This window comes from Bosea sp. F3-2 (assembly GCF_008253865.1).
Classification (GTDB): Bacteria; Pseudomonadota; Alphaproteobacteria; order Rhizobiales; family Beijerinckiaceae; genus Allobosea.
This window is the reverse complement of sequence record NZ_CP042331.1, coordinates 6,050,965-6,073,387: the sequence shown is the minus strand read 5'-3', so window position 1 is coordinate 6,073,387 and position 22,423 is coordinate 6,050,965. Positions and strand designations below refer to the sequence as shown.

The 22,423-nt window shown below is 67.4% G+C and carries 22 protein-coding genes; 11 read left to right on the top strand and 11 right to left on the bottom strand.

The window, feature by feature from the left end; genetic code table 11:
* Positions 1–115: 115 nt before the first annotated feature.
* The 4 genes from FQV39_RS28265 (at position 116) to FQV39_RS34170 (ending at position 3,243) form a co-directional block, all read left to right on the top strand.
* The gene (locus FQV39_RS28265) at positions 116–2,494 is read left to right on the top strand and encodes an ATP-dependent helicase (RefSeq protein ID WP_187640095.1); all 2,379 of its coding nucleotides are present in this window, start codon (positions 116–118) and stop codon (positions 2,492–2,494) included.
* 115 nt (positions 2,495–2,609) lie between these two features.
* A complete protein-coding gene (locus tag FQV39_RS28260; protein WP_149133323.1) occupies positions 2,610–2,804 on the top strand; it encodes a type II toxin-antitoxin system HicA family toxin in 195 nt (64 codons plus the stop codon).
* 12 nt (positions 2,805–2,816) lie between these two features.
* Positions 2,817–3,113, top strand: coding sequence for a type II toxin-antitoxin system HicB family antitoxin (locus tag FQV39_RS28255; protein ID WP_149133322.1), 297 nt, complete (start codon positions 2,817–2,819; stop codon positions 3,111–3,113).
* A 1-nt stretch (position 3,114) separates the two neighbouring features.
* Entirely contained in the window at positions 3,115–3,243 is a 129-nt protein-coding gene (locus FQV39_RS34170) for a hypothetical protein (RefSeq protein WP_282570123.1), read from the top strand.
* 4 nt (positions 3,244–3,247) lie between these two features.
* On the opposite strand, the gene FQV39_RS28250 is transcribed toward FQV39_RS34170, so the two are convergent.
* Complete coding sequence (locus tag FQV39_RS28250; RefSeq protein WP_149133321.1) at positions 3,248–3,667, bottom strand: winged helix-turn-helix transcriptional regulator; 420 nt, start codon at positions 3,665–3,667, stop codon at positions 3,248–3,250.
* Between the two features lie 101 nt (positions 3,668–3,768).
* Here FQV39_RS28250 and FQV39_RS28245 point away from each other — a divergent pair, with 101 nt between their 5' ends.
* Positions 3,769–4,524, top strand: coding sequence for an SDR family oxidoreductase (locus FQV39_RS28245; RefSeq protein ID WP_149133320.1), 756 nt, complete (start codon positions 3,769–3,771; stop codon positions 4,522–4,524).
* 204 nt (positions 4,525–4,728) lie between these two features.
* Complete coding sequence (locus FQV39_RS28240; RefSeq protein ID WP_149133319.1) at positions 4,729–5,676, top strand: 50S ribosomal protein L11 methyltransferase; 948 nt, start codon at positions 4,729–4,731, stop codon at positions 5,674–5,676.
* Positions 5,677–5,782: 106 nt separating this feature from the next.
* Here the strand turns inward: FQV39_RS28240 and FQV39_RS34165 are convergent, their stop codons facing one another.
* Positions 5,783–5,917: a hypothetical protein gene (locus FQV39_RS34165; protein ID WP_282570122.1), complete on the bottom strand. Its 135-nt coding sequence runs from the start codon at positions 5,915–5,917 to the stop codon at positions 5,783–5,785.
* 53 nt (positions 5,918–5,970) lie between these two features.
* On the bottom strand, positions 5,971–6,216 hold the full coding sequence (locus tag FQV39_RS28235) for a hypothetical protein (protein ID WP_149133318.1): 246 nt from the start codon (positions 6,214–6,216) through the stop codon (positions 5,971–5,973).
* A gap of 271 nt (positions 6,217–6,487) precedes the next feature.
* Between FQV39_RS28235 and FQV39_RS28230 the strand changes: the two genes are divergently transcribed.
* Positions 6,488–8,350, top strand: coding sequence for an aminopeptidase P family protein (locus FQV39_RS28230; protein ID WP_248313165.1), 1,863 nt, complete (start codon positions 6,488–6,490; stop codon positions 8,348–8,350).
* Positions 8,351–8,521: 171 nt separating this feature from the next.
* Here the strand turns inward: FQV39_RS28230 and FQV39_RS28225 are convergent, their stop codons facing one another.
* From FQV39_RS28225 to FQV39_RS28210, 4 genes are all read right to left on the bottom strand, one after another.
* The gene (locus FQV39_RS28225) at positions 8,522–8,821 is read right to left on the bottom strand and encodes an AzlD family protein (protein ID WP_149133317.1); all 300 of its coding nucleotides are present in this window, start codon (positions 8,819–8,821) and stop codon (positions 8,522–8,524) included.
* Entirely contained in the window at positions 8,818–9,531 is a 714-nt protein-coding gene (locus tag FQV39_RS28220) for an AzlC family ABC transporter permease (protein WP_149133316.1), read from the bottom strand. The genes FQV39_RS28225 and FQV39_RS28220 overlap by 4 nt, the downstream gene beginning before the upstream one ends.
* Positions 9,532–9,561: 30 nt before the next feature.
* Positions 9,562–10,425 carry an AraC family transcriptional regulator gene (locus tag FQV39_RS28215; RefSeq protein ID WP_187640094.1) on the bottom strand — a complete coding sequence of 288 codons (864 nt, stop codon included), beginning with the start codon at positions 10,423–10,425 and terminating at the stop codon, positions 9,562–9,564.
* A gap of 94 nt (positions 10,426–10,519) precedes the next feature.
* Positions 10,520–11,764: an MFS transporter gene (locus FQV39_RS28210; RefSeq protein WP_149133314.1), complete on the bottom strand. Its 1,245-nt coding sequence runs from the start codon at positions 11,762–11,764 to the stop codon at positions 10,520–10,522.
* A 95-nt stretch (positions 11,765–11,859) separates the two neighbouring features.
* Between FQV39_RS28210 and FQV39_RS28205 the strand changes: the two genes are divergently transcribed.
* The gene (locus FQV39_RS28205) at positions 11,860–12,834 is read left to right on the top strand and encodes an AraC family transcriptional regulator (protein WP_149133313.1); all 975 of its coding nucleotides are present in this window, start codon (positions 11,860–11,862) and stop codon (positions 12,832–12,834) included.
* 120 nt (positions 12,835–12,954) lie between these two features.
* On the opposite strand, the gene ligA is transcribed toward FQV39_RS28205, so the two are convergent.
* Positions 12,955–15,120, bottom strand: coding sequence for an NAD-dependent DNA ligase LigA (gene ligA / locus FQV39_RS28200; RefSeq protein WP_149133312.1), 2,166 nt, complete (start codon positions 15,118–15,120; stop codon positions 12,955–12,957).
* Between the two features lie 227 nt (positions 15,121–15,347).
* On the opposite strand from ligA, the gene FQV39_RS28195 reads away from it, so the two are divergent.
* Complete coding sequence (locus tag FQV39_RS28195; RefSeq protein WP_149133311.1) at positions 15,348–16,139, top strand: DUF2189 domain-containing protein; 792 nt, start codon at positions 15,348–15,350, stop codon at positions 16,137–16,139.
* Between the two features lie 49 nt (positions 16,140–16,188).
* On the top strand, positions 16,189–16,320 hold the full coding sequence (locus tag FQV39_RS34160) for a hypothetical protein (RefSeq protein WP_282570121.1): 132 nt from the start codon (positions 16,189–16,191) through the stop codon (positions 16,318–16,320).
* Between the two features lie 45 nt (positions 16,321–16,365).
* Here the strand turns inward: FQV39_RS34160 and FQV39_RS28190 are convergent, their stop codons facing one another.
* Complete coding sequence (locus tag FQV39_RS28190) at positions 16,366–18,387, bottom strand: DEAD/DEAH box helicase (protein WP_149133310.1); 2,022 nt, start codon at positions 18,385–18,387, stop codon at positions 16,366–16,368.
* A gap of 258 nt (positions 18,388–18,645) precedes the next feature.
* Between FQV39_RS28190 and aidB the strand changes: the two genes are divergently transcribed.
* Positions 18,646–19,464 carry an AidB family quorum-quenching N-acyl homoserine lactonase gene (gene aidB / locus FQV39_RS28185; RefSeq protein ID WP_149133309.1) on the top strand — a complete coding sequence of 273 codons (819 nt, stop codon included), beginning with the start codon at positions 18,646–18,648 and terminating at the stop codon, positions 19,462–19,464.
* Between the two features lie 196 nt (positions 19,465–19,660).
* Here aidB and recN read toward each other — a convergent pair whose 3' ends face one another.
* Both recN and FQV39_RS28175 read right to left on the bottom strand, forming a co-directional pair.
* Positions 19,661–21,340, bottom strand: a complete 1,680-nt coding sequence (gene recN, locus FQV39_RS28180) for a DNA repair protein RecN (RefSeq protein WP_149133308.1) — start codon at positions 21,338–21,340, stop codon at positions 19,661–19,663.
* Between the two features lie 61 nt (positions 21,341–21,401).
* Positions 21,402–22,325, bottom strand: coding sequence for an outer membrane protein assembly factor BamD (locus FQV39_RS28175; protein ID WP_472840612.1), 924 nt, complete (start codon positions 22,323–22,325; stop codon positions 21,402–21,404).
* Between the last annotated feature and the right edge of the window lie 98 nt (positions 22,326–22,423).

Sequence of the window (22,423 nt, the reverse complement as noted above, 5' to 3'; positions counted from 1 at the left end):
TGCTGCCACCTCCCTGTGGAACGGGATATAAAATGATCGCTCCGGCAGGGCGCAATCCTGACACGAGCGCCCTATATTCGCCGGAGAACGAATCACGCACGAGCACACTGGTCCCTTGTCCGAGACTGACCCCTTTTCCGCCCCCCTGCCCCGCCCCGGTGGCCTTGCCGCGCGCGCCGCTGCGCAGCCCACGGCCGGCTATCTGACGGGGCTGAACCCGGAGCAGCGCCAGGCGGTCGAGGCGACGGAAGGCCCGGTGCTCGTGCTGGCCGGCGCCGGCACGGGCAAGACCCGCGTGCTCACCACCCGCATCGGCCATCTCATCGCGACCAACCGCGCCTATCCCTCGCAGATTCTCGCCGTCACCTTCACCAACAAGGCGGCGCGCGAAATGAAGGAGCGCGTCGCCCATCTCGTCGGCCCGGTCGCCGAGGGCATGCCCTGGCTCGGCACCTTCCACTCGATCTCGGCCAAGCTGCTGCGCCGTCACGCCGAACTGCTCGACCTGCGCAGCGACTTCACCATCCTCGACACCGACGACCAGATCCGCCTGATGAAGCAGGTGATCCAGGCCGAGAACATCGACGAGAAGCGCTGGCCCGGCCGCATGCTGGCGGGCTTCATCGATAGCTGGAAGAACCGCGGCCTTAGCCCCAAGGACGTGCCGCCGGGGGAGGCCGCCGTCTTCGCCAATGGCAAGGGCGGCAAGCTCTACGCTGCCTATCAGGAGCGGCTGAAGGCACTGAACGCCGTCGATTTCGGCGACCTGCTGCTGCACTGCCTGACGCTCTTCCGCGACTATCCGGACGTGCTGACGAGCTATCACGACCGCTTCCGCTACATCCTCGTCGACGAGTACCAGGACACCAACACGGCGCAGTATCTCTGGCTGCGCCTGCTGGCCCAGGGCCGCCGCAACATCTGCTGCGTCGGCGACGACGACCAGTCGATCTATGGCTGGCGCGGTGCCGAGGTCGACAACATCCTGCGCTTCGAGCACGACTTCCCGGGCGCGACCGTGATCCGGCTGGAGCGCAACTACCGCTCCACCGGCCATATCCTCGCCACCGCCTCGAAGCTGATCGCCCGCAACGAGGGCCGCCTTGGCAAGACTTTGCGCACTGAGGATGCACTCGGCGAGAAGGTCACCATCACCGGCGCCTGGGACAGCCAGGAGGAAGCCCGCCTGATCTCGGACGAGATCGAGGCGATGCAGGCCAAGAAGTACAATCTCGCCGAGGTCGCGGTCCTCGTCCGCATCTCCGCGCAGATGCGCGAGATCGAGGAGCGCTTCGTCCAGGCCGGCGTGCCCTATCGCGTCATCGGCGGCCCGCGCTTCTATGAGCGCGCCGAGATCCGCGACGCGCTCGCCTATCTGCGCTGCGTCGTCTCGCCGACCGACGATCTCGCCTTCGAGCGCATCGTCAATGTGCCCAAGCGCGGGCTGGGCGACGCGACGGTCCAGCTCCTGCACAACCACGCCCGCGCCACCGGCTTCTCGCTGATGCAGTCGGCCCGTGCTGCGGTCGAGAGCGACGAGTTGAAGCCCAAGGCCCGCACGGCCCTGCGCGAACTGGTCGAGGCCTTCGGCCGCTGGTCGGCCCGCGCCGAGCACATGCCGCAGGGCGAGCTCGCCGAATTGGTGCTGGAAGAGAGCGGCTACACCGAGATGTGGAAGAAGGATCGCTCGGCCGACGCCGCCGGGCGCCTGGAAAACCTCAAGGAGCTCGTCCGCTCGCTCGACGAGTTCCCCGATCTGCCGGCCTTCCTCGAGCACGTCTCGCTGGTGATGGATGTCGCGGACGGCGAGGCCGAGGCGCGGGTCTCGATCATGACGCTGCACGCCGCCAAGGGGCTGGAGTTCGACACGGTCTTCCTGCCCGGCTGGGAGGAAGGGCTCTTCCCGAACCAGCGCGCGCTCGACGAGAACGGCCGCGCTGGACTGGAAGAAGAGCGCCGTCTCGCCCATGTCGGCCTCACCCGTGCCCGCAAGAAGCTGAAGCTCTATTTCGCCTCGAACCGGCGCATCCACGGCCTCTGGCAGACCAGCCTGCCCTCCCGCTTCATCGACGAATTGCCGGAGGAGCATGTCGAGGTCGAGCAGGCCCCGACCAGCTACTCGCAAGGCGGCTACGGCGCCTCGCGCTTCGACCGGATGGAGAGCTTCGGCTCCAGCTACAACACGCCGGGCTGGCAGCGCGCGCAGGAGAACCGCGCACGCAATGGCGGTGGCAGCGGCTTCTCCGAGAGCGGCCGCGGCTTCGGCTCGGGCGGTTTCGGCGGCTCGTCGCGCCAGCGCGGCCCGTTGCTGATCGAGGGCGAGCTCACCGCAAAATCCACCGGTGAGTCCGCCTATGGCACCGGCGCCCGCGTCTTCCACGTCAAGTTCGGCCCCGGCTCCGTCGCCAGCGTCGATGGCAACAAGCTCACCGTCGATTTCGACAAGGCCGGCCGGAAGATGGTGCTGGACTCGTTCGTGCAGAAGGCGGGGTGAGTGCTTGATCCATTCTGCGGCTGCGGCGGCTTAAGCAAGTAAATCAATATGACAATTATTGATAACAACCTTTCATCCGCTATACGGTCAAGGTCTAAACTGAGGCCTTGTTCCAATGCTCACCAACAGCGCCGACATCATTCGCCGCCTGAAACGTGAGGGTTTCGTATTGAAAAGCGTGCGCGGCTCTCATCAGAAATACGTGCATGAGGCAACGAAGCGCATGGTGATCGTCCCCCATCCGAAGCGGGACATTCCAATCGGAACGGTCTATGCGATATATAAGGATGCGGGCTGGGAACGAGATTGAACGGACGTCGCCATGCGACACTACATTGCAGTCGTCCATAAGGACGAAACATCCTGCTACGGCGTGTTCTTTCCGGACGTGAAGGGGGTGTTCACGGCCGGCGATACGCTGGAAGAAGCTTTCAGCCAAGCCCGGGACGCCCTCGAGTTTGCAGCGGAAAGCTGGATCGAGGATACAGCCTCCGACTTTCCGGAGCCGCGCTCGATCGACGAATTGCGCACCGATCCCGATTTTGTCGACGCCTCCAAGGACGCCATCCTGATGGCGATTCCCTTTGGCCGGACACCGGCGCGTATCGCAGCCGAATGAATTGACCCACTACGTCGCCATCAGCTTCCAGGCACCGGAGTTCTACAGGAAGCTCGGCTGGCAGGTCTTCGGCGAGATCGCGCCGAAACCGCCGGGCGCGACCCGGGTCTACCTGACCAAGGACCTGTGAGCGCTCAGGCGCCGCCTTCCCGCTCGCGGAACGCCTTCCGCGCCGCCGAGACCTCCCCATAGTAGGTCTCAGCCCAGACCCAGACCCCGCAGAAGGCCGCGCTGAGTTCGCGCCCCAGCTCGGTCAGCGTATAGTCGACATGGGGCGGAATCACCGGATGGACGGTTCGGATGACGAGCCCGTCGCGCTCCATCTCCCGCAAGGTCTTCGTCAGCATCTTCTGGCTGATGCCGCCGACCATGCGGCCGACCTCGGTGAAGCGCAGCGTGCCATGCTCCTCCAGAGCCTCCAGCACCAGCATCGTCCATTTGTCCGCCACCTGCGCGATGACCTGCCGCACCAGCGACTCCACCGCCGGGCTGACCGGCGGAATGGCGTCGCTGCGCGCATGCATCGCCGCCATCGCGGTTCGGATCGCCTGCATCCGACACTCTCCTTTTGGTATGTATGGCACTTTCAAGCGCCTTCTTTCCTTTGAAGACTGACGATGCCACCTCCTGGGACGCAACCACAAGAGGGCTTCCAATGAACATCTCCGGAAACACCATCCTGATCACCGGCGGCGGCTCGGGCATCGGCCGGGCGCTGGCCGAAGCGCTGCACACCAAGGGCAATCAGGTCATCATCGCCGGCCGGCGCGAGAACGTCCTCGACGAGGTCACCGCCGCCAATCCGGGCATGGCCTCGATGCTGCTCGACATCCAGGACAAGGCCGACATCGAGGCCTTCGCCCGGCAGGTGGTCGAGCGCTTCCCGAAGCTCAACGCCGTCCTCAACAATGCCGGCATCATGAAGCCGGAAGACGTCCCGGCCGCCGACAATCTCGCCATCGCCGAAGAGACGATCACGACCAATCTGCTCGGGCCGATCCGCCTGACGACGGCGCTGCTGCCGCATCTCCTGAAGCAGCCCGGCGCCACGGTCCTGACCGTGTCCTCCGGCCTCGCCTTCGTGCCGCTCGCGGCGACCCCGACCTACAGCGCGACCAAGGCAGCGATCCACTCCTGGTCGATCAGCCTGCGCGAGCAGCTCAAGGGTACCTCGGTCGAGGTCATCGAGATCGCTCCGCCGTATGTGCAGACCGAACTGCTCGGCCCGCAGCAGGCGGTCGATCCGGCCGCCATGCCGCTCGCCGACTTCATCGCCGAGGTCATGACGATCCTCGAAACCGGGCCCGACGCCGCCGAGGTGATCGTCGAGCGCTGCAAGCCGCTGCGCTATGCCGAGGCCGCGGGCACTTTTGGTCAGGTTTTCGCAGCACTGAATGCGCAGCACGCATAAGAAGACGCGACGCTTGCCGTCATGGTCGGGCTTGTCCCGACCATCCACGTCTTTCTTCGTGCAATGCGGTGTTCAAGACGTGGATGCTCGCCACGAGGGCGAGCATGACGGCGAGGCAACGAGAGATGGTCGGGTCAAGCCCGACCATGACGAGCCTGCATTCACGCGCATGACAACCTCGCCGCCCCCTGCTAATGCCACCGCATGCGCGAAGGCCTTCTGCCAGCGACGGTTGCGACCGTCTTTGAACTCTCCACCTCGGGCGAGAAGGCCCGGGCCCTGACCGAATTGCTCGGCGAGATCTTCGACCCGACCGAGACCGCGATTTCGGCCTTCGAGATCGAGGAAGGCGTAACCACCCTCTCGCTGAACGCGCCCTGGAAGGTCGAGATCTACTTCGCTCAGCACCCGGACGAAGAGGCGGTGCGCGACCTGCTGCGGCCGATCGTCGGCGATCTCGTCGACGCGACACCGTTCACCACCGTGAACACGCGGGATTGGGTCGCGACGAGTCTCGACGGGCTGAAGCCCGTGCGCGCCGGCCGCGTCATCGTCCATGGCGCGCATGACCGGGATGTCGTGCGGGTCAACGACGTCGCCATCGAGATCGAGGCGGCGCTCGCCTTCGGCACCGGCCATCACGGCACCACCTCAGGCTGTTTGCTAGCGCTGGACGCCGAACTGAAGAAGCGCCGCCCGCGCCACGGGCTCGATGTCGGCACCGGCACGGGCATCCTGGCGCTGGCGCTGGCCAAGCAGATCAAGCGCAAGGTCGTCGCCGGCGATATCGACGCGATCGCGGTCGAGGTCTCCGCCCACAACGCCCGCCTCAACCACGCGCCGAACGCGCTCGACCTTTATGTCGCGCCGGGCCTGCGCCACGCCAAGGCGAACCGCCCCGGCCATTTCGACCTGGTCTTCGCCAATATCCTGGCCGGGCCGCTGAGGCAGCTCGCGCCCGCGATCGCGCGCGTGCTCTCGCGGGACGGAACGCTCATCCTGTCCGGCCTGCTGGCCATGGATGTCGCCGGGGTGGTCTCGGCCTATCGGCACCACGGCATCTATCTCGTCAGCCAGTCGTTGCGCGAAGGCTGGGCGACGCTGGTCATGAAAAAAGGCGGCGCAGCCCCGAGGCCGCGCCACCTTTGCTAGACCACTTGCGCGCCCTGAAGCGCGCCGTCGCTTCGAGCCTTAAGACTCAGAAGTCGATGTGGCCGTACTTCTGCTCCGCCTCGGCCTGCGCTGTCGCTCGCGACCGTCATTCCCAATGGTCGATGTGGCCGTATTTCTGCTCCGCCTCAGCCTGCAGGCTGCGGGCATCGTGCCAGACGGCGGCGGCGAACTTCGCCGCATTGGCGATCTGTTCGGCGACATGCTTGATGATGGCGATCATGGTTCTGGTCCTTTGCGTTGTCGGCGCGCGGGCAAGCCGCAGCGGCCGGAAATTCAGCGGTTGAAAGGCAGCGAGACGTCGTTCGACAGCGTCGCGGACGGATAGCCGCCCAGGACGATCTCAGCCTCGTTGACGAGGAGGTTGCGGGCGCGCAGTTCGCGCGCAGCGGAGCGCTTGCGGCTCTCGATCAGCGCGGCATAAAGGCGTTGCATCAGGCTCGGCTTGTCGGCCTTGCGGGCCTTGACTTCGGCCACCACTGCTAGGGGCAGCACGTCGGCATTGTTCAACACATAGGTCATGGGTCTATCTCCGAAAAAACGAAGGACAGTCCCGGTCGCTTCCTCGTTCTCTTATGCGACTAAAGTGGGATCATTTCGCAATTGCGAGAAGATGTGTTCGCATATGCAAGATATGCGCAAAACGCATGCAATCTGCCCAGATCCGTTAATATTTGCGTCGATTGCATAACGAAACGGCACAATGCGGAGCTGTGAGGCACCGCGATCCCACGGAACAGGCATCGCCGCCGCGATGCATTTGCGCTGGCGCTTTCGCCGGTGGAGCGCGACGATGGCTCACATTATGCCGGACCTCGCCATGACCGAATCGACCTTGCCGACCTGCCGCTTCCAGTCCTTCTCCGAGCCCAGCGACCCCAGGCTGGTCGCCGGCCGCGTCTCCGCGCTGCGCATGGCGCTCGCGGCACAGGGCCTCGACGGCTTCATCATCCCGCGCGCCGACGAGCATCAGGGCGAATACGTCCCGGCCCATATGGCCCGCCTCGCCTGGCTGACCGGCTTCACCGGCTCGGCCGGCAATGCCATCGTCCTGGCCGACAAGGCGGCGCTGATCGTCGATGGCCGCTACACTATCCAGTCGGCCGCGCAGACCGACACGGCGGTGGTCACCCCCGTCCGCATGGAGGAGACGCCGCTGGAGCGCTGGATCGAGCAGAACCTGCCGGCCGGCGGCAAGCTCGGCTACGATCCCTGGCTGCACACTGTCGACGGCGTCGCCAAGCTGGAGAAGGCGGCCGCTGCGGCCGGCGGCAGCCTTGTCGCCCTCGCTGCCAATCCGATCGACACGCTCTGGGCGGACCGCCCGGCCGCGCCCAGCGCTCCGGTCAAGCCCCATCCGGCCGACTATGCCGGCGAGGACTCCGCCTCGAAGCTTGACCGCATCCGCAAGGCGCTTGCCGAGGCGAAGGTCGATGCGCTCGTCGTTTCCGATCCGCATGCGCTGGCCTGGGTCTTCAACATCCGCGGCGGCGATGTCGAGCACACGCCGCTGCCGCTCGGCTATGCCGTCGTCCCGCGCGAAGGCCGCCCGACCGTGTTCCTCGCGCCCGAGAAGATCACCAACGAGGCCGGCGACGCCATCGGCGCGGTCGGCGAGATCGCGGCACCCGCGGCGCTCGAAGAGCAGCTCAGGAAGCTGGGCGCGGCCAAGGCCAAGGTCCGCCTCGATGCGACCACTGCCGCCTCGGCGCTGGCGACGCTGATCGCCCAGGCCGGCGGCACGCCCGATGCCGGCAGCGACCCGATCGCATTGATGAAGGCGCGCAAGAACGCAGCCGAGCTCAAGGGCACCCGCACCGCCCATCTGCGCGACGGTGCGGCGATGACGAACTACCTCTCCTGGCTCGCGCGCGAGGCGCCGAAAGGCAATCTCACCGAGATCGACGCCGTCGCGGCGCTCGAGGCCGAGCGGCTGAGGACCGGTCTGCTCAAGGACGTTTCCTTCACGACCATCGCCGGCGCCGGCCCCAACGCCGCCCTGCCGCATTACCGCGTCAGCGAGGCGACCAACCGCCGGCTGGAGCCAGGCATCTTCCTGGTCGATTCAGGCGGCCAGTATGAGGACGGCACCACCGATATCACCCGCACCATCGTCATCGGCGAGCCCACGGCCGAGATGCGCGACCGCTATACCCGCGTGCTCCAGGGCCATGTCGCGATCTCGCGGCTGGTCTTCGTCAAGGGCACCTCGGGCGCACAGCTCGACGCCTTCGCCCGGCTGCCGCTCTGGCAGGGCGGCTTCGACTTCGACCATGGCACCGGCCACGGCGTCGGCAGCTATCTCTCGGTCCATGAGGGGCCGCAGCGCCTCTCCAAGCTCGGCACCACGCCGCTGGAGCCGGGCATGATCCTCTCCAACGAACCCGGCTACTACAAGCAGGGCGAGTACGGCATCCGCATCGAGAACCTGATCGTCGTCGAGGAGCGCCTGATCCCCGGCGCCGAGCGCACGATCTACGGCTTCGAGACCATCACCTGGTGCCCCTATGAGCGAGCCCTGATCGACACCGCGCTGCTCGATGCCGGCGAGATCGCCTGGATCGACGCCTATCACGCGAAGGTCTGGGAGAAGTTGTCTCCGCTGGTCGAGGGCGAGGCGAAGAGCTGGCTGGAGAAGGCCTGCCGGCCGTTGTGAACCTCCTCCCTTCTCCCCCTGCGGGAGAAGGTGGCTCGGCGAAGCCGAGACGGATGAGGGGTCTCGCTACGCATCCGGAGTTGTACTGGACAGGTGCGCCAACGATGAACGGCTGTGCGACCCCTCATCCGCCTGCCGGCACCTTCTCCCACAAGGGGAGAAGGGCGCTACTCACATCACCATCCGGAACGCCACCACGGCCACGACACCCACGGCCACGACGCCCAACAGCGGCAGCCGCGTCGCGGCCAGTGCGGCGATCGCCGCGGCGGCCGTCTCGGCCCAGCCGGTGGCGAGCGCGCTCGGCGCGATCACCGCGACCAGCACCGCGGGCGGGATCGCGTCGAAGGCAGCTTGTGCCCGCGGCGACAGGTTGAGCCGCCCGGCGAGCGCGAGCCCGGCCACGCGCGTCGCATAGGTCACGATCGCCATGCCGAGGAAGGCGAGGAGGTTGATCGGATCGACGCTCATGCCTGCGCCTCCTTCGTCGCCGACTGCTCCTCCGCACCAGCCGCGAGCCAGGCCGCCAGCAAACCGCAGATCGCCCCCGCCGCGACATGCCAGGGCGGCCCGGCAAGGCGATAGGTCACGGCCGAGGCGATACCGGCCGCCGCGACCGTCCAGAACGTCACCCGCCCCTTCCAGAAGGCTGCGACCAGCGCGATGAACAATGCCGTGAAGGCGAAATCGGCGCCGAGCCGCTTCGGATCGCCCAGAACGGCGCCGATGGTCGCGCCCAGCGTCGAGTTGACGAGCCAGCCGGTGACGAAGGGGATGACCATCGCGAACCAGTAGGCCGGGGTCAGGCGATGCGTGCGGGCTCGCTTCTCGGCCAACGCCCAGTTCTCGTCGGCCATGTAGTAGAGGCCGGGAAACTTCTGCCAGCGGCTGAAGCCTTCGAGCTTGGGCGCAAGCGAAGCCCCCATCAGCACATGGCGGGCATTGATCAGCAGCGTCGAGAAGACGATCGCAGCGACCGGAGCCGGCGTCGCCCAGAGCTCCACCGCCGCGAACTGAGCGCCGCCGGCGAAGACCATGGCGCTCATCAGGAACACCTCCAGCGGGGAAAGCCCCTTGCTGGCGGCCACCGCGCCGAAGAGCAGGCCGATCGGCGCCGCCGCCACCGCTGCCGGCCAGATGTCGTTCAGGCCGCGCCTGATATCGTCGCGAAGGGATGACATGTCGTGTCCGTCTTTCGGAAAGCGTGCCGCTCAGCCGGTATGCGCGGCGCGGAAGGCGCCGGGCGTGACGCCGAGCCGCGCCTTGAACGCGCGCGTCAGATGGGCCTGATCGCAGAAGCCGGTGGCGGCGGCGACGGCGCCCGGCGCCTCGCCCCGGCGCAGGCGCTCCCGTGCCCGCCGCACGCGAATATCGACCAGATAGGCATGCGGCGTCAGCCCGGTCTCACGGCGGAAGGCCCGGATCAGATGATGGCGCGGCAAACCGCAGCCGCGCGCGATCTCGGCCAACGAGAGGTCTTCGTCATAGCGCGCTTCCAGCATCGTCTTGGCGAAGGCGACCGGCCCCTGCTCGCGGCCGATCTCGCGCACCGACAGATCGGCATGCTTCGCCACGCAATAGGCATAGGCGCGCAGTAGCCCTTCCTCCCCGGCCAGCATATCCCGGCCATCATCGAGCAACCGGTGCGCGGCGGCGAAGATCGCGGCTCCTTCGGGGTCGTGCACCATCGGTTCGTGGAAGAACGGCGTCCCGACATCCTCACGCCCCGCGAGTGAGGCGGCGATCTCGCGCATCAGCTCGATCGTCGGATAGCTCATCCGATAGCGATACCCACCGTCGTAAGGCAGGCCGTCATGGACATCGAAGGGGTGGTTGAAGACGACATCGCCGGCCGAGGCGTACATGCGCCGGCCGCGCGCATGCCAGACCTCGCAACCCGCCTCGATCGTACCGATCGCAAAGGTCTCGTGGACATGCGGGGCATAGGCATGGGTGGAGAAGCGCGCCGACAGGAACTCAAGTCCGTCGAAGCGGGCCGCCGTGAAGATGCGCGCGTGCTCCCCCGGCAGGAGGGGCGTCTGCGCGAGCGCTTCGCCTTGGCTGATCAAATCCATGCCGGCAGGATACAGCCGATCGCACTGCCCTTGTCTTGAAGAAAAGTGATCGGGCGCATCACGCGCCCGATCGGTTTCGTCGCTGTCGCGCGCCTCAGACGGCGTGGGCAGCGCCACCCGCGCCGACCCGCTCGGGGCTCTTCGCGCCGAGCAGCAGCACGCCGAGGCCGCCGACCAGCGTCGCGACAGTGGCATAGGCGATCACGCCCAGCGTGCCGAAGCCATCGACCAAGAGCCCGCCGAAGATGGCACCGCTCGCAATCGCGACCTGGAACGCCGCGACGAGCAGGCCGCCGGCCGATTCAGCTTCCTCCTCCGGCGCGACGCGCACCAGCCAGGTCTGGAAGCCGACCGGCAGCGCACCGAAGGCGAAGCCCCAGAGTCCGACCGCAACGGCCGAGGCGATCGGCGAAGCGCCGACGAGCAGCAGGCTCCCCCCCATCAATGCAATCGCGAAGGCGCCGAAGATCACCGAGGCCTTGGCGCTGCGCGCCGTGATCGCACCGCCGAGGAAATTGCCGAAGAAGCCGCCGACGCCATAGGCCAGCAGGACGAGCGAGATCGCCTCGACCGAGAGCTGCGGGATCTGCTCCAGAAACGGGCGCACATAGGTGAAGCCGGCGAAATGCCCGGAGATCACCACGACGATGCCGGCCAGGACGAGCGCGATGCTCGGTCGGCCGAGCAGGCGGAAGAGCGTGCGGATATCGGGGGAACCGCGCGCCGGCAACCGCGGCAGCACGGCCATCTGGATGACGAGCGTCGCCACACCGATCAGAGCCGAAAGCCAGAACACGACACGCCAGCCCATGAGGTTGCCGACATAGGCGCCGATCGGCGCGGCGCTCACCGTGGCGACCGAGACGCCGGTGAAGATCAAGGACATCGCCTTGGGCATGGCGCTCGGCGGCACCAACCGCATCGCGGTCGCCGCGACCATCGACCAGAAAGCGCCGAGCCCGATGCCGAGCAGGACGCGGGCGAAAAGCAATGTCGTGAGATTGGTGGCAACCGCAGCGAGCGCGCTGGACAGGATCAGCAAGCCGGTCAGCGACCAGATGACGATGCGCCGGTCGATGCCGCGCGTTACGATGGCGGCGGCGAGGCCGGCAATGGCACCGACGACCGCGGTGGCGGTCACGGCCTGCCCGGCCGCCCCGACCGAAACGCCGACATCGGCGGCCATCGGGGTCAGGAGGCTGGCGGGCAGGAATTCGGCCGTGACGAGGCCGAAGACGCCGAAAGTCAATGAGACGACGGCGGCCCAGGCCGGCTTTTCGCGGGCCTCCTCGGCTGTGTCGTCAAATTCGAGTGCAGTGGCAGAAAGGGAATCTGACATGGGGGTCTCCATGAGGTCGCCGGAAGATGGGCGTGGCCCCATGGAGTTTCCATGCTATATAATCCGCATCTCATGACCATTCGTCCAGGTTTGCGATGACCGCTTCCGCCGATCACCTGACCGAGATGCTCCGGGGCCTGAGACTCGACGGCGTCGACTACAGCCGCTGTCAGATGGCCGCCCCCTGGGGCGTCGCTTTCCCGCAGAGCCGCGAGGCCTGCTTCCATTTCATCTCGCGCGGCGGCTGCTGGCTGAAGACGCCTGCTGGCGAATGGCTGGGGCTCAGCGACGGCGACGCCGTGCTGCTGCCGCGCGGCGGCGGCCATGTGCTGGCGAGTTCGCCGGAAGTCGTCGCGTCTCCGCCCTGCAATTGTCGGGTGCGCGAGGCCTATGGCAATGTCTTCGACGTCGAGGGCGGCGGCACGGGTGAGCATATGCTCCTCTTCACCGGGCGCATGACCTTCAATGTCGATCTCGACCACCCGCTGCTGCGGCTGATGCCGGATGTGATGCAGATCTATGATTTCACCGCCAATGAGCCCGGCCTTCCGCATCTGCTTGAGGCGATGGGCCGGGAGGTTGCGATGGACCGGGTCGGTGCCGGCGGAATTCTCGCCCGCCTCGCCGATGTCGTCGCCGCCACGATCATCCGGAGTTGGGTCGAGTTCGGCTGCGGCACCGCCAAGGGTTGGGTCGCGGCGGCGCGCTGCCCGACGATCGGCCGTGTGCTGGCGGCGATCCACGCCCATCCCGAGACCGACTGGACGGTCGAAAGCCTCGCGGAGCTGATGGGCGCCTCGCGCTCCGGCTTCGCCGAGCGTTTCGCCGAGGTCGTCGGGGAAACCCCGGCGCGCTATGTCGCGCAGGTCCGGATGCATCAGGCCCGGCAATGGCTGGCACGCGACAAGCTGCGGATCGCAGTGGTCGCCCAGCGCCTCGGCTACGAGTCCGAGGCCTCGTTCAGCCGCGCCTTCAAGCGCATCACCGGTTTGGCTCCGAGCCAGGTACGGGCGGCGGGCGAGGCGCCGCCGGCCGCGATGTTCACACCATCGGTGGCGGCAGCGGAGTAGCTGGCGACACTCTCGCGTCATGGTCGGGCTTGACCCGACCATCTCAGGACGAGAAGGCGCCCTATCCGGGACGAGATTCTCGGGTCTGCGCTTTGCTCCGCCCGAGAATGACGAGCCAGTTTACCCACCCACCAGATCGAACCAGCCGGCCTCGTCGATCACCTCGACGCCGTGCTTGGCGGCATCCTTGAGCTTGGAGCCGGCGCCCGGCCCGGCGACGAGCAGGTCCGTCTTCGACGAGACCGAGCCCGCGACCTTGGCACCAAGCCGCTCGGCCATCGCCTTGGCCTCGTCACGGGTCATCCGCTCCAGCGCGCCGGTGAACACAACGATCTTGCCGGCGACGGGGCTGGCCGAGGCCACCGCCTCCAGCGGCTGGGGCGCAACCTCGACCAGCAGCCGGTCGAGCAACTGTTCGTTATGCGGCTCGCCGAAGAACTCGATCAGCGCCTCGACCACGGTCGGTCCGACGCTGTCGATGGCATCGAGTTCCTGCCGCTCGGGCGAGGTCTCGTCGGCGGCAGCGATGCCCGCCGCCCGCAGCGCCTCGAACGAGCCGTAGTGGCGCGCCAGAAGCCGTGCGGTCGTCTCGCCGATATGGCGGATGCCGAGCCCGAAGATGAAGCGGTTGAGCGGCGGCCGGCGCCGATCCTCGATCGCGTCGAACAGCTTCTTCGCGCTGACGGCACCGAAGCCCTCCTTGTCCTTGAGCTTCTTGAGATTGGCCGCATCGCGCTGGGCCAGCGTGAAGATGTCCGCCGGCTCCTTCACGGGCAACTCGGGATCGCTGTGGAAGAACTCGATCTGCTTGTCGCCGAGGCCGTCGATGTCCATGGCATCGCGCGAGACGAAATGCTTCAGCCGCTCGACCGATTGCGCCGGGCAGATCAGGCCGCCGGTGCAGCGGCGCACTGCATCCTCCTTGCCGGTGCGCGGATTGAGCTCGCGCGTCGCATGGCTGCCGCAGGCCGGGCAGAGCGTCGGGAATTCATAGGGCTTCGAATCCGCAGGCCGTTTCGACAGATCGACCGCCTCGACGCGCGGGATGACGTCGCCCGCGCGCTTCACCGTCACCGTGTCGCCGATGCGGATGTCGGTGCCGTCGCGGATCGGCAGCCCCTTGGAATCGAAGCCGCGGATATAATCCTCGTTGTGCAGCGTCGCATTGGTCACCACGACGCCGCCGACCGTCACCGGCTTCAGCCGCGCCACCGGCGAGAGCGCACCCGTGCGGCCGACCTGGATGTCGATGGCTTCCAGAACGGTCGTCGCCAGCTCGGCCGGGAATTTATGGGCGATCGCCCAGCGCGGCGCCCGCGAGACGAAGCCGAGCCGCGCCTGCAGCGCGAGATCATCGACCTTGTAGACCACGCCATCGATATCGTAGCCGAGCGTGGCGCGCTGGCTCTCGATCAGCCGATACTGGGCGATCAGCTCCTCCACGCTCCCGCAGCGCCGCATCAGCGGGTTGGTGCGGAAGCCCCAGCGCCTGAAGGTCTCGACCACGCCCATCTGCGTCGGCGCCGGCAGCACCGGCATCTCACCCCAGGCATAAGCGAAGAAGCGCAAGGGACGGGAGGCGGTGACGCCTACGTCGAGCTGGCGCAGCGAGCCGGCCGCGGCGTTGCGCGGATTGGCGAATTCGGTCAGCCCCTTCTCGCGCTGGCGTTCGTTGATCCCTGCGAAATCGGCATGGCCGAGATAGACCTCGCCCCGCACCTCCGCGATCTCCGGAACATCCGGCCCGGCCAGCGTCGCGGGGATTTCAGAGATGGTGCGGGCGTTGACGGTGACGTCCTCGCCCTCCTCGCCGTCGCCGCGCGTCGCCGCCGCGACCAGCTCGCCCTTCTCGTAGCGCAGCGAAAGCGACAGACCGTCGATCTTGGGCTCGGCGGTGAAGTCGATGCCGTCCTCCTCCTTGCGGCCGAGGAAGCGGTAGACCCGGCCGACGAACTCGGCGACGGCCTCGTCCGAGAAGGCGTTGTCGAGCGATAGCATCGGCACGCGATGCCGGATCTTGGCGAACTTGCCGGAAGGCTTGGCGCCGACCTTGCCGCTGACGCCGCCGGTCTCCTTCAGCTCGGGAAAGGCCTCCTCGAGCGCGACCAGTCGCCGACGCTTCGCGTCATAGGCCGCGTCGTCCATGATCGGCTGGTCTTCCTGGAAATAGGCGTCGTTCGCCGCCTGCACCTGCGCGGCGAGCTGCTTGTGCTCGGCCTTCGCCTTGCGCGGCGTCAGCTCGGCAATCGACGTTTCGGAGAGGGCGGTGTCTTTGGCGTCGCTCATGGCACAGCATTAGGCGAGATGGCGGTGACGAGGAAGGGCAGCAGCCGACCGCCCAACAACCTCCTGAGAAAGCAACTCGACTCACATCCGCGAGAAGGCTTGCGACAAATCCGGCTTTCGCGCGTATAGTTTGCGAGCTGGGATTTGGAAGCTCGACGCCGCAGGCCGTTGACGCCAGGGACATGTCGACAGCCGTGGTGAACCGGGCCGGAACCGGGAGGCACGCCATGGCCAATGTCGACGGCACCGTACATGACATCGTCACGCTGTCGCAGCCTCGCATCAAGACCATCACCACGATGGATTTGCGCGAGGCGCTGCAGCGCGGCTGGGAAGATTTCATGGCGCAGCCGAGCCATCTGGTCTTCATCGCGGTGATCTATCCCATCGCCGGCATCCTGCTGGCGCAGCTCACCGTGAGCTACAACATCTTCCCCCTGCTCTTCCCGCTGCTCAGCGGCTTCGCACTGATCGGCCCCTTCGCCGCGATCGGGCTCTATGAGGTGAGCCGCCGGCGCGAGAAGGGGCTCGACTCCTCCTGGAGCCACGCACTCGAAGTGCTGCGCTCGCCCTCGATCAGACAGATCCTGCTACTGGGCGGGATGCTGACCGGGCTCTTCCTCGCCTGGCTGTTCAGCGCCTGGCTCCTCTATCGCGGCATCCTCGGGCTACCCGCCGATGTCTCGACCGCCGATTTCCTGCGGGCCGTCTTCACCACGGCCGATGGCTGGATCATGATCGTCATCGGCAACTCACTTGGGCTGCTCTTCGCGATCGTCGCCTTCTCGATCTCGGTGGTGTCCTTCCCGCTGATCATCGACCGGCATGTCGATGCACCGACCGCGATCCGCACCTCGATCGCCGCCGTCGAAGCCAATCCGCGCATGATGATGTACTGGGGCCTGATCGTGACCGGGCTTCTGGTGCTCGGCTGCCTGCCGGTGCTGGTCGGGCTGGTCGTGGTCATGCCGGTGCTCGGCCACGCCACCTGGCACCTCTACCGCAAGCTCGTGGGCTGACGCCCGACGAGGGCCCTTGCTTTCCCATGCGGGAACCTTTGGGGGCCGCATGGGGTTCACCCCCTGCCAAATCGAGCCGAACGGCTCCCTCAGCCAGGGGGTTTTCATGAACAACATCATCTATATCGTCGGCCTCGTCGTCGTCGTCCTCGTCATTCTCTCCTTCCTCGGCCTGCGCTGAGGCGGGAGAGTCCGCAAGTGACCGACACCGGCTGGGCAACGACGCTTAACCGCGGCGCGGCTTGCCTTTTCCGAACGGCTTGCCGCCTGCGGGACGCCCGCCATCCTGCCGCTCCGGCTTGCCGGCGAAGGGCTTCCCCTTCGAAGCAAACGGCTTCTTGAAACCGCCACCAGGCTTGCCATCATCCCGGCGCGGACGAGCGTCATCGCGCTGGGGCCGGCCTTCCGCGTGATAGGGCTTCCGATCCTCTCCACGCGGCTCGCGATGCTCACCGTCTTTGGGTGGGAACCGCTTGCGCTGCGGCCTGTCCTCGCCCGTCTCGGGCCGATCCCGGAACGCACGCGGCGCGGCCGGGCGCTCGGCTTTGTCGGAGAACGACTTGGCTGGCCGACGCTCCGCCTCGGTCGTCGGCTCGATGGTGATCCGGTCGCGGTCCGGCACGCGCGCCGACTCGTAGAAGCGATCGGCCACATCGGCGTCGATCTCGACCTTGGTCTCGCGATCGAAGATGCGGATGGCACCGACCTCGTCGCGGGTGATCCGGCCACGGCGGCAGAGCATCGGCAGAAGCTGGCGCGGATCGGCGCCCTGCTTGCGGCCGATATCGAGGCGGAACCAAACTGTGTCCCCGCGCGGGCCCGCCGGCTTGCGCGGCCGCTCGTCGTCTTCGCCGCCCTCGCGCCCGGCCCCGAACGGCCGGCGCTTGGCGGCATAATCCTCGGTCGTGCGAGCGGGCTTGCGCTCGTCGCGGCCATAACCGGGATCGCCGGCCTCCTCCGCTGCAGGCAGACGCGCGCGATAGAGCCGGACCAGAGCGGCGGCGATCTCGCGCGCCTCGCGGCCCGCCATCAGCGCCTCAATCATCCCGACATCGTCGTCGCCGACCTCGCCGCTCAGCATCGGATCGGCGAGCAAACGCTCCTGATCAAGCGCACGAATCTCCTCCGCCGTCGGCGGGCCGATCCACTCGGCCTCGACCCGGCCCTCCATCAGGAGCCGCTCGGCCTTGCGCCGGCGCGACTGCGGCACCAGCAGCACGCTCGTGCCCTTGTTGCCGGCGCGGCCGGTCCGGCCCGAACGGTGCTGCATCACCTCGGAATCGTTCGGCAACTCAGCGTGGATGACGAGGTCGAGCCCCGGCAGGTCGATGCCGCGCGCCGCGACATCGGTCGCGACGCAGACCCGCGCCCGGCCGTCGCGCAGCGCCTGCAGCGCGGCATTGCGCTCATTCTGGCCGAGCTCGCCCGACAGCGCGACGGAGGTGAATCCGCGCTCCAGCAGGATCGCCTCGAGATGGCGCACGGCGTTGCGGGTGTTGCAGAAGACGAGCGCCACCGGCGCATCGTGGAAGCGCAGCAGGTTGACGACCGCAAGCTCCGCCTCCTTGGGGTAAACGCGCACGGCCTTGTAGGCGATGTCGGCATGGCCGCGCCGCGCCGCTTCCACTTCGATGCGCAGCGCGTCGCGCTGGTAGCTCTGGGCCAGCTGGACGATGGCTTTCGGGAAGGTCGCGGAGAACAGCAGGCTTCGCCGCCCCTCGGGGGTCGTCTTCAGGATGTATTCGAGATCGTCGCGGAAGCCGAGATCCAGCATCTCGTCGGCCTCGTCGAGGACGACCGCCTTCAGCGCCGAGACGTCGAGGCGGCGGCGCTCGATATGGTCGCGCAGGCGGCCAGGCGTACCGACGACGATATGCGCGCCTTCGTCGAGCAGCATCGCTTCGCGGCGCGGGTCCATGCCGCCGACGCAGGAGATCACCCGCGCCCCGGTCTGGGCGTAGAGCCAGGCGAGCTCGCGTTGCACCTGCAGGGCGAGTTCACGGGTCGGCGCGATGATCAGCGCCAGCGGTTCGGCGGCGGCGCCCAGCCGCTCGGCCCCGCCCAGCAGCGTCTCGCCGATCGCGAGGCCGTAGGCGATGGTCTTGCCGGAGCCGGTCTGCGACGAGACCAGCAGGTCGCGCCCAAGCGCGGCGTCTTCGAGCACGGCGCTCTGCACCGGCGTCGGTTCGGAATAGTTGCGATCGGCGAGCGCGCGCGCGAGCGGCGGGCTCGTGAGGGAGAAGGACATGCGATAACGGGCCTAGGGTTGCGGCGTAGTCGGCGGAACGACGCTGAAGCGTGGGCGATGGGTTCGAGCGGCACTGACGGGCAGGCTGCACCATCGGATGAGAGCGGCTCATAAAGCAAAGCGCGGCAAAAGGAAATGCAGTGTCGCCAGCGCGCTGCGCAGGGCCGGGCGAAGCAGAACGCGCCTTGCCGCCAACCCGCCGACGCCGCTAGCTTCCGGCACGATCGGTGAAGCCCGATGCCTGAATGGAGAACGCCCATGGATCAGAAATCACGTCGCATCGGCGCCTATGAGGTTTCGATCCTGCACGACGGCGTCTTCGAAGCAGCGCTCGACGTGCTGATCCATGCCCGCGGCGAAGCTGCCCGCGACGAGGCGGTCGCGCGCTGGGGCAAGCCGAAGGTCAGTATCGTGGTCAATTGCTTCGCACTGAAGGGCCCCGACGGCATCACCTTGGTCGATGCCGGCACCGGCCCGTCCTGGGGCGAGGCGATGGGCCACGCGCCTGCCGCCATGGCGGCTATCGGGATTGCGCCCGAACAGGTGGAGAGGGTCCTGATCACCCATCTCCATGGCGACCATGCGCTCGGCCTCTTCGATGGCGACCGCGCCCGCTTTCCCAATGCCGAGATCATCGTGCCCGAAGCCGATTTCGGCTACTTCGGCGACGAGGCCAATCGCGCGCGGACGCCGGAGAAGAAGCAGGGCGGCTTCGCCATCGCTGCAACGCTCAAGAAGCACTATGCCGGCCGCATCCGCAGCGTGACCGGCGAGGCGCATCCCGGCATCACGCTCATCCCCCTGCCCGGCCATACCTTCGGCCACAGTGGCTATCTGATCGAAGGCCAAGACGAGAGCCTGCTGCTCTGGGGCGATGCGCTGCATCTGTCCGATCTGCAGGCTTCGGTCCCCGAGATCGGCTTCGTCTATGATTTCGACGCCGCGAGCGCGCTTGCCTCCCGCCGCGCCATCCTGGAGCAAGCCGCGCGCGAAGGCTGGCTCGTCTCGGGCGGCCATGTCGAGGGTTTCCGGCGTGTCGTCAGGAAGGGCTCGGGCTATGAGCTGATCCCGGCCTGAGCGCATAAGATCCTGCTGATTTCATGTAGAAACACGCCGTCATCCCGGGCTTGACCCGGGATCCATCGTAGGGCGCCGAGCCCTCCGATGGATTCCGGATCGGCGCCGCTTCGCGGCTTGTCCGGAATGACGAGGGTGGTTCCGTCAAAACACAGCAGGATCTAGCTGAGTTCGCCCCAGCTCCACCGAGCCAAGCTCACCCCCGTAAGCCCGCCGCTCCCAGCAGGCGTCCGGCCGCGGCGCGGGCCTCCTCGGTGATCGAGGCGCCGGCCAGCATCCGCGCAATCTCCTCGCGCCGCGACTGCTCGGCCAGCGCCGTGACGCGCGTCACGGTGCGCGAAGCCTCGCCCTCCGCCGATTTGGCGATCAGGAAATGCTGCCCGGCCTTGGCCGCGACCTGTGGCGCATGCGTGACCGAGATCACCTGCACCCGTCCGGCGAGCCGCGCCAGCCGCTCGCCGATCGCATCGGCGACGGCGCCGCCGACGCCGGTGTCGATCTCGTCGAAGACCAGCGTCGGCGCCGAGCCGCGCTCGGCCAGCACGACCTTGAGCGCCAGCATGAAGCGCGAGAGCTCGCCGCCCGAGGCGACCTTCATCATCGGCCCCGGCCGCGTGCCCGGATTGGTTTCGACCCAGAACTCGACCCGGTCGAAGCCCTCGGGCCCACGCGCGGCCTCGTCGCTCTCGATCCGCGTGATGAAGCGCGCCCGCTCCAGCTTGAGCGGCGGGAGTTCGGCCTTCACGGCGGTATCGAGCCGCGCCGCCGCCGCCTTGCGCGCTTGCGACAGGGCCAGCGCCCGCACGACGAAGGCGCCTTCCGCTTCGTTCAGCTCGGCTTCCAGTCGCGACAAAGATGATTCGCTCTCGTCGAGTGCTGCGAGATCGCTCGCCATCGTGGCGGCCAGGACCGCCAGCCCATCGACCGGCACGTCGTATTTGCGTCCGGCCGCGCGCAACGCGAAGAGCCGCTCCTCGATGCGCTCCTGCTCGCGTGGATCGTATTCGGCGGCGCGCATCGCGGCTTCGAGCGTCTCGCCGGCCTCCTCCAGAGCGACGATGGCCGTGTTGAGGGCGGCGATCGAAGGATCGACCAGCTCGGGCGCCTGCCCGGCCCGGCGCTCCAGCCGGCGCAGCACCGCGGCGAGCGCCGCGACGGGCGATGCCTGCCCGCCGACCGCCTCATGGGCATCGATCAGGTCGCGCGCCACCTTCTCCGCCTGCATCATCGACTGGCGGGTGGCGGCGAGCGCATCTTCCTCGCCCGGCTGCGGCGCGAGCTTGCCGAGCTCCTCGACGGCGTGGCGCAGGAAATCCGCCTCCTTGCGCGCGGCCTCGACCCGCATGCGCTGCGACTGCAGGGCCTGCCGCGCCCGCTTCAGCGTCTCGCTGGCCTCGGCGACGGCTTCCGCCTGCCTTTCGAGCCCACCGAAGCCGTCGAGGATGGCGCGGTGCTGGGCCGGATCGGTCAGCGCGCGGTCGTCATGCTGGCCGTGAATCTCGACGATCGCGGCGCCAACCATGCGCAGGATCTGCACCGAAACCGGCTGGTCATTGATGAAGGCGCGCGTGCGCCCATCGGCATATTGCACCCGGCGCAGGATCAGGTCGCCGTCGGTGTCGATTTCCTGGGCCTGCGCCAGCTTGCGCGCTGCATGTTCGAGCGGCAGGTCGAAGACAGCGCTGACCTGCCCTTGCGCCTCGCCATGGCGGACAAGCGAGCCATCGCCACGTCCGCCGAGCGCCAGCGCAAAGCCGTCGAGCAGGATCGACTTGCCGGCACCCGTCTCGCCCGTGAGGACGCTCAAGCCCTCACGGAAGCCCAGATCGAGGCGATCGATCAGAACGATGTCACGAATGGAGAGCTGCGCCAGCATCGGCGCTCAGCTCGGTTTTCGGAGCCGGCAGGGTCGCCCGAGGCCCGTCATGCACGCCTCGTCAGCGACCACCGAACCCGAGGAGGCTGCCGACCGTGCTCTGGAAGCCGTTGAAGGCGCGGCTGATATAGGAGCCACGATCCTCGCGCGGCTCAAGGCCGCCGCTCTGCAGCAGCTTGTAGGCGTCCTTATACCAGGGGCTGTCCGGGAAGTTGTGGCCGAGCACCGCCGCGGCGGTCTGCGCCTCGTTGGTGATGCCCATCGCCATATAGGCCTCGGTCAGGCGCATCAGCGCCTCCTCGACATGGCGCGTCGTCTGGTACTTGATGATCACCTCGCGGAAGCGGTTCACCGCACCGGTGTAGTTGCGCTTCTCGAGATAATAGCGCCCGGCGTTCATCTCCTTGCCGGCGAGCTGGTCGCGCGCCACCAGGAGCTTCTCCTTGGCGTCCAGCACGTATTCCGACTTCGGATAATGGGCGATGAGCTGCTCGAAGGCCTGGACCGCCTGAACCGTCCGCTCCTGGTCGCGGGTCGTGTCGGGGATCTGGTTATAATAGGACATCGCCAGGATGTACTGCGCATAGGCAGCATCGGGGCTGGCCGGATTCTGGGCGATGAAGCGCTTCGAGGCGGTGATCGCCTCTTCCCACTTCGAGGCCTGGAAATTGGTGTAGGCCGTCATCAACAGGCCCTTGCGGGCGTAGGGCGAGAACGGTGCCGCCTTGTCGATACCCTCGAACTTCTTGGTCGCGCCTTCGCTGTCGCCATTCTGCAGGCGCGCGAGGCCCTCGTTATAGAGCTTGTCGGCGGGCTCGGGCGGCGTGAGGTCCGGCTTGTAGACCTCCGGCTTGTCGAAAGGATTGAGCGACGACAGCGTATCGCAGCCGCCGAGCAGCATGGCGGCGCCCAGCGCCAGGGCGATGCCCTTGCGCGGATACTGGCCGCGATGGATTGCCGGAAGGCTATGCCGCTTCACGCTCACGTCGTCCGTCCTCTTTCGATCGTCCCAGTTGGCGGGAAGCATGCCTTACCTCAGACGCTTCCACCGCGCCACTGCCGAAAGCCGGTCAGGGCACGATT

What these genes read in the sequence shown, in the direction of transcription:
- FQV39_RS28260 (WP_149133323.1), top strand. Translation starts at nt 2,610, where the DNA reads ATGCTCACCAACAGCGCCGACATCATTCGCCGCCTGAAACGTGAGGGT.
- FQV39_RS28255 (WP_149133322.1), top strand. Translation starts at nt 2,817, where the DNA reads ATGCGACACTACATTGCAGTCGTCCATAAGGACGAAACATCCTGCTAC.
- FQV39_RS28250 (WP_149133321.1), bottom strand. Translation starts at nt 3,667, where the DNA reads ATGCAGGCGATCCGAACCGCGATGGCGGCGATGCATGCGCGCAGCGAC.
- FQV39_RS28245 (WP_149133320.1), top strand. Translation starts at nt 3,769, where the DNA reads ATGAACATCTCCGGAAACACCATCCTGATCACCGGCGGCGGCTCGGGC.
- FQV39_RS28240 (WP_149133319.1), top strand. Translation starts at nt 4,729, where the DNA reads ATGCGCGAAGGCCTTCTGCCAGCGACGGTTGCGACCGTCTTTGAACTC.
- FQV39_RS34165 (WP_282570122.1), bottom strand. Translation starts at nt 5,917, where the DNA reads ATGATCGCCATCATCAAGCATGTCGCCGAACAGATCGCCAATGCGGCG.
- FQV39_RS28235 (WP_149133318.1), bottom strand. Translation starts at nt 6,216, where the DNA reads ATGACCTATGTGTTGAACAATGCCGACGTGCTGCCCCTAGCAGTGGTG.
- FQV39_RS28230 (WP_248313165.1), top strand. Translation starts at nt 6,488, where the DNA reads ATGGCTCACATTATGCCGGACCTCGCCATGACCGAATCGACCTTGCCG.
- FQV39_RS28225 (WP_149133317.1), bottom strand. Translation starts at nt 8,821, where the DNA reads ATGAGCGTCGATCCGATCAACCTCCTCGCCTTCCTCGGCATGGCGATC.
- FQV39_RS28220 (WP_149133316.1), bottom strand. Translation starts at nt 9,531, where the DNA reads ATGTCATCCCTTCGCGACGATATCAGGCGCGGCCTGAACGACATCTGG.
- FQV39_RS28215 (WP_187640094.1), bottom strand. Translation starts at nt 10,425, where the DNA reads ATGGATTTGATCAGCCAAGGCGAAGCGCTCGCGCAGACGCCCCTCCTG.
- FQV39_RS28210 (WP_149133314.1), bottom strand. Translation starts at nt 11,764, where the DNA reads ATGTCAGATTCCCTTTCTGCCACTGCACTCGAATTTGACGACACAGCC.
- FQV39_RS28205 (WP_149133313.1), top strand. Translation starts at nt 11,860, where the DNA reads ATGACCGCTTCCGCCGATCACCTGACCGAGATGCTCCGGGGCCTGAGA.
- ligA (WP_149133312.1), bottom strand. Translation starts at nt 15,120, where the DNA reads ATGAGCGACGCCAAAGACACCGCCCTCTCCGAAACGTCGATTGCCGAG.
- FQV39_RS28195 (WP_149133311.1), top strand. Translation starts at nt 15,348, where the DNA reads ATGGCCAATGTCGACGGCACCGTACATGACATCGTCACGCTGTCGCAG.
- FQV39_RS34160 (WP_282570121.1), top strand. Translation starts at nt 16,189, where the DNA reads ATGGGGTTCACCCCCTGCCAAATCGAGCCGAACGGCTCCCTCAGCCAG.
- FQV39_RS28190 (WP_149133310.1), bottom strand. Translation starts at nt 18,387, where the DNA reads ATGTCCTTCTCCCTCACGAGCCCGCCGCTCGCGCGCGCGCTCGCCGAT.
- aidB (WP_149133309.1), top strand. Translation starts at nt 18,646, where the DNA reads ATGGATCAGAAATCACGTCGCATCGGCGCCTATGAGGTTTCGATCCTG.
- recN (WP_149133308.1), bottom strand. Translation starts at nt 21,340, where the DNA reads ATGCTGGCGCAGCTCTCCATTCGTGACATCGTTCTGATCGATCGCCTC.